The organism is Rhizobium sp. P1_E1, assembly GCF_056406015.1.
On record NZ_JBFUAY010000309.1, the window covers coordinates 1 to 4,171 of the forward strand.

5 protein-coding genes are annotated in these 4,171 nt (G+C 63.4%); all 5 read left to right on the forward strand.

The features are described 5' to 3' along the window. A partial coding sequence (locus AC1D1Z_RS34590; protein ID WP_477853303.1) for an ABC transporter permease occupies window positions 1-309 on the forward strand: 309 nt, incomplete at its 5' end. After that, entirely contained in the window at window positions 309-1,178 is an 870-nt protein-coding gene (locus AC1D1Z_RS34595) for an ABC transporter permease (protein WP_446971873.1), read from the forward strand. The genes AC1D1Z_RS34590 and AC1D1Z_RS34595, both read left to right, overlap by 1 nt. A 35-nt stretch (window positions 1,179-1,213) precedes the next feature. Beyond that, a complete protein-coding gene (locus tag AC1D1Z_RS34600) occupies window positions 1,214-1,726 on the forward strand; it encodes a RidA family protein (RefSeq protein ID WP_028732591.1) in 513 nt (170 codons plus the stop codon). A 68-nt stretch (window positions 1,727-1,794) separates the two neighbouring features. Beyond that, window positions 1,795-2,991 (forward strand): aminotransferase class V-fold PLP-dependent enzyme, encoded by a 1,197-nt coding sequence (locus tag AC1D1Z_RS34605; protein WP_446971874.1) that lies wholly within the window; start codon window positions 1,795-1,797, stop codon window positions 2,989-2,991. Between the two features lie 32 nt (window positions 2,992-3,023). Beyond that, on the forward strand, window positions 3,024-4,171 hold a 1,148-nt coding region (locus AC1D1Z_RS34610; protein ID WP_477853306.1), incomplete at its 3' end, for an ATP-binding cassette domain-containing protein.

Sequence of the window (4,171 nt, forward strand, 5' to 3'; positions counted from 1 at the left end):
TATATCCGCACGGCCCGCGCCAAGGGGCTGATCGAGCGCCGGGTGATCCTCAAGCACGCGCTGAAGAATGCACTGATCCCGATCCTGACGGTGATCGGCCTGACGGCAGCGGTGCTGATTTCGGGCGCCGTCGTCACCGAAACCGTCTTCGGCCTGCCGGGTGTCGGCAATCTCGTCGTCTCGGCGGTTCTGCGCCGCGACTATCCGGTCATCCAAGGGGCGCTGCTCGTCATCGCCGCGCTCTACGTGCTGATCAATTTTGCGATCGACATGCTCTATCTGCTGATCGATCCGAGGGTGCGCTACTGATGGCCGATATCGCAATCAAACCAGTCGAAGGCGAGGGCAGCAAATTCGCTAAGCGCCTGCTCAAACGCAAGACGGTCGCCTGCGGCCTGCTGATCCTGACGATCTTCGTGCTTCTGGCGGTCTTCGCGCCTGTTGTCGCACCCTATTCGCCGTCGAAGCTTTCCATCGTCAACCGGCTGAAGCCGCCGGGCGGCACCTTTTTCTTTGGCACCGACGAGTTCGGCCGCGACGTCTTCTCGCGCACGATCTTCGCCGGCCGCCTGTCGCTGCTCGTCGGTGTTGCGGTCGTGACCCTCTCGGCCATCATCGGCGTGACGCTTGGCCTGCTTGCTGGCTTCTTCCAGAAGCTCGATACGCCGATCGCCCGGCTGATCGACGCGATGATGGCGTTTCCGGATATTCTGCTGGCGATCGCGCTCGTCGCCGCCCTCGGCCCCTCGCTGACGACCGTAATCATCGCGCTGTCGATCGTCTATGCGCCACGCCTTGCCCGCATCGTCCGCGCGTCGACGCTGGTCATTCGTGAGCTGCCCTATGTCGAGGCGGCAAGGGCGCTCGGTATCTCGACCTTCCATATCATGACGCGGCATGTGCTGCGCAATCTGCTGTCGCCGATCCTGGTGCAGGCCACCTTCCTTTTCGCCAGCGCGATGCTTGCCGAAGCCGGCCTGTCTTTCCTCGGCCTCGGCGTCAGCCCCGAAATCCCGACCTGGGGAACGATGATCGCCGCCGGCCGCCAGTATATCGGCCAGGCCGACTGGATGACGCTGTTTCCTGGCGTCGCCATTATTCTCTCGGTGCTGTCGCTACAGATGGTCGGCGACGGCCTCAGGGACATGCTCGATCCAAGACTTCGCAAGGATCTTTAATCTGCCGACCAAGCGTCGGCCCAATCGAAATTCGCATGACAGGAGTTTGCGTGAATCAGTTTCCTACCGCCGCCGGCAAGGTCGAGAACTCGCCTTACGAACGGCTTGCCGCCCTCGGCATTACGCTTCCGCCGCCACCGCCGCCGATCGCCAACTTCGTGACGCATGTGTTGGAGGGCAACATGCTCTACCTCTCCGGCCAGGGACCGCGCGAGGCCGACGGCTTCATGCATGCCGGCAAGGTCGGCGCCGGCGTCAGTGTCGAGGCGGCCTACGGCCATGCGCGACTGACCGGCATCAACCTGCTTGCAGTCATGCATGATGCGCTCGGCGATCTCACCCGGGTCAAGCGGGTAGTGAAGCTGCTCGGCATGGTCAATGCCGTGCCTGAGTTCGAGGATCATCCGAGCGTCATCAACGGCTGCTCGGATCTGCTGATCGCAGTCTTCGGCGCGGCCGGCGAACATGCCCGCTCGGCCGTCGGCTTCGGTTCGCTGCCCGGCAACATCACCGTCGAGATCGAGGCAATCGTCGCCTTGCACGGTTGATGGGAGCTCGACACACTTGATCGACCGCCCCATGTTTCGTTTTTCGACCCAGAATCCTGGAGATCTCCATGTCCACTGATATCCGCCCATCGCTCGGCCTGCGCCCTGTCATCAATGTATCGGGCACGATGACCAGCCTCGGCGCCTCGATCGTCGTTCCCGAAGCGATCGAGGCGATGGCATCGATCCTGCCTCACTTCGTCGAGATCAACGATCTGCAGCGCAAGGCAAGTGGCGTCATCGCCCGCCTGACCGGCGGCGAGGCGGGCTTCGTCACCGCCTCTTGCTCGGCCGGCATTTCGCTCGCCGTCGCCGGCGCGATCACCGGCAACAATCTGCTGACGATCGAGAGGTTGCCGGATGTCGTGCCGGAGAAGAACGAAGTGCTGGTGCAGATGGGCCATGTCGTCAGTTACGGCGCCCCGGTCGACCAGGCGATCCGGCTTGCCGGCGGCAACGTCGTGCTTGTGGGGCAGGCGACCTCGACGCATCGCTTCCACATGGAAAACGCCATCACCGACAAGACTGCAGCCGCCGTCTATGTCGTTTCCCACCACGTCGTCGATTACGGCCTGTTGAACCTCAAGGAATTCGTCGAGATCGCCCATGCCAAGGGCGTGCCCGTCATCGTCGATGCGGCCTCGGAATATGACCTGCGGATCTTCCTGGAGCAGGGGGCCGATATCGCGCTCTACTCCGGCCACAAATTCCTCGGCGGCCCGACCTCGGGCATCGTTGCCGGCAGGAAGGAGCTGGTGCGCCACGCCTTCCTGCAGAATATGGGCATCGGTCGCGGTATGAAGGTCGGCAAGGAGAGCATCTTCGGCGTCATGGCAGCGCTCGAAGCCTGGGAAAATCGCGACCATGCCGGCATCCGGGAACGCGAGACCAGCTATCTCAACTTGTGGAAGCGCACGCTCGACGGCCGCCCTGGCCTCACCGCGCTGATCGAGCCCGATCCGACCAACAATCCGCTCGATCGGCTGCGCCTGATCGTCGATCCCGAGCAGGCGCATATCACCGCCTGGGATCTGGCCGATGCACTTGCCAAGGGCAACCCGCCGATCATCGTGCGCGATCACGAGGTGGAGCACCGCTATTTCTACCTCGACCCGTGCAATCTGCATCCGGGCGAGGAGACGATCGTCGCGGAGCGCCTGGCGCAGGAACTCGACAAGGCGCGCGCCTCCAACGAGATCATCGCAACGCCGATCGAGAACCGCAGCAGGCACCGCTTCGACGGTGCGCTGCGCTGGCCGGATTGATCCGCCGCTTACCCGTCGCAAGAGGAACCGCCATGGCCAGTGCCCAAACGCAACCGATCCAGACGACGACCGACATTCTTTCCGTCGAAAGGCTGACGACGTCCTTCCTGGTGGACGGCGTCTGGAAACCGGTCGTGCGCGATGTTTCCTTCACCGTGGCGCCGGCGGAGACGGTGGCGATCGTCGGCGAATCCGGCTCGGGCAAGAGCGTCACCTCTCTCTCGATCATGCGGCTGCTGCAGGCGGATACGAGCCGTGTCGAGGGCCGCGTCATGCTCGGCGGGCGCGACCTGCTGGCATTGCCGGAAAACGCCATGCGGCAGGTGCGCGGCAACGAGGTGGCGATGATCTTCCAGGAGCCGATGACATCGCTCAATCCGCTCTTCACCATCGGCGATCAGATATCCGAAGCGCTGCTCTGCCATTCAGACATGAGCAGGGCCGATGCCAAAGCCGAGACGATAAGGCTGCTGGAAAAGGTCCGCATCCCCTCGGCCGCCACGCGCTTCGGCGAATATCCGCATCGTTTCTCCGGCGGCATGCGCCAGCGGGTGATGATCGCCATGGCGCTCGCCAGCCGGCCGAAGCTATTGATTGCCGACGAGCCGACGACGGCGCTCGACGTGACCATCCAGGGCCAGATCCTCGATCTCATCAAGATGCTGCAGGACGAGGAGGGGACCTCCGTTCTGTTCATCACCCATGATATGGGCGTCGTTGCCGAGATCGCCGACAGGATGGTGGTGATGTATCGCGGCGAACAGGTGGAAAGCGGCGCCACCGCCGATATCTTCCACCGTGGCAAACATCCCTATACCAGGGCGCTACTATCAGCCGTGCCGGTGCTCGGTTCGATGCAGGGCCGGCGAAGGCCGCTGCGCTTCCCGGTGGTCAATACGGCAACGGGTGAATCCGACATTCCCGCCGAGGCCGCCGATACCGTCGCTGCGACGCCGGTCCTGCAGGTGAAGAACCTTACGAAGCGCTTCGACATTCATTCCGGTCTCTTCGGCCGGCTGACCAGCCGCGTGCACGCGGTCGAAAACGTCTCCTTCGATCTTCATGCCGGCGAGACGCTGTCGCTGGTCGGCGAATCCGGCTGTGGCAAATCGACGACCGGCCGCGCCATCATGCGCCTCATCGAACCGCAGGCCGGTTCCATTCTCGTCGAGGGCAGGGA

Coding starts and splice junctions, on each gene's coding strand:
- AC1D1Z_RS34595 (WP_446971873.1), top strand. CDS start 309: ATGGCCGATATCGCAATCAAACCAGTCGAAGGCGAGGGCAGCAAATTC.
- AC1D1Z_RS34600 (WP_028732591.1), top strand. CDS start 1,214: ATGACAGGAGTTTGCGTGAATCAGTTTCCTACCGCCGCCGGCAAGGTC.
- AC1D1Z_RS34605 (WP_446971874.1), top strand. CDS start 1,795: ATGTCCACTGATATCCGCCCATCGCTCGGCCTGCGCCCTGTCATCAAT.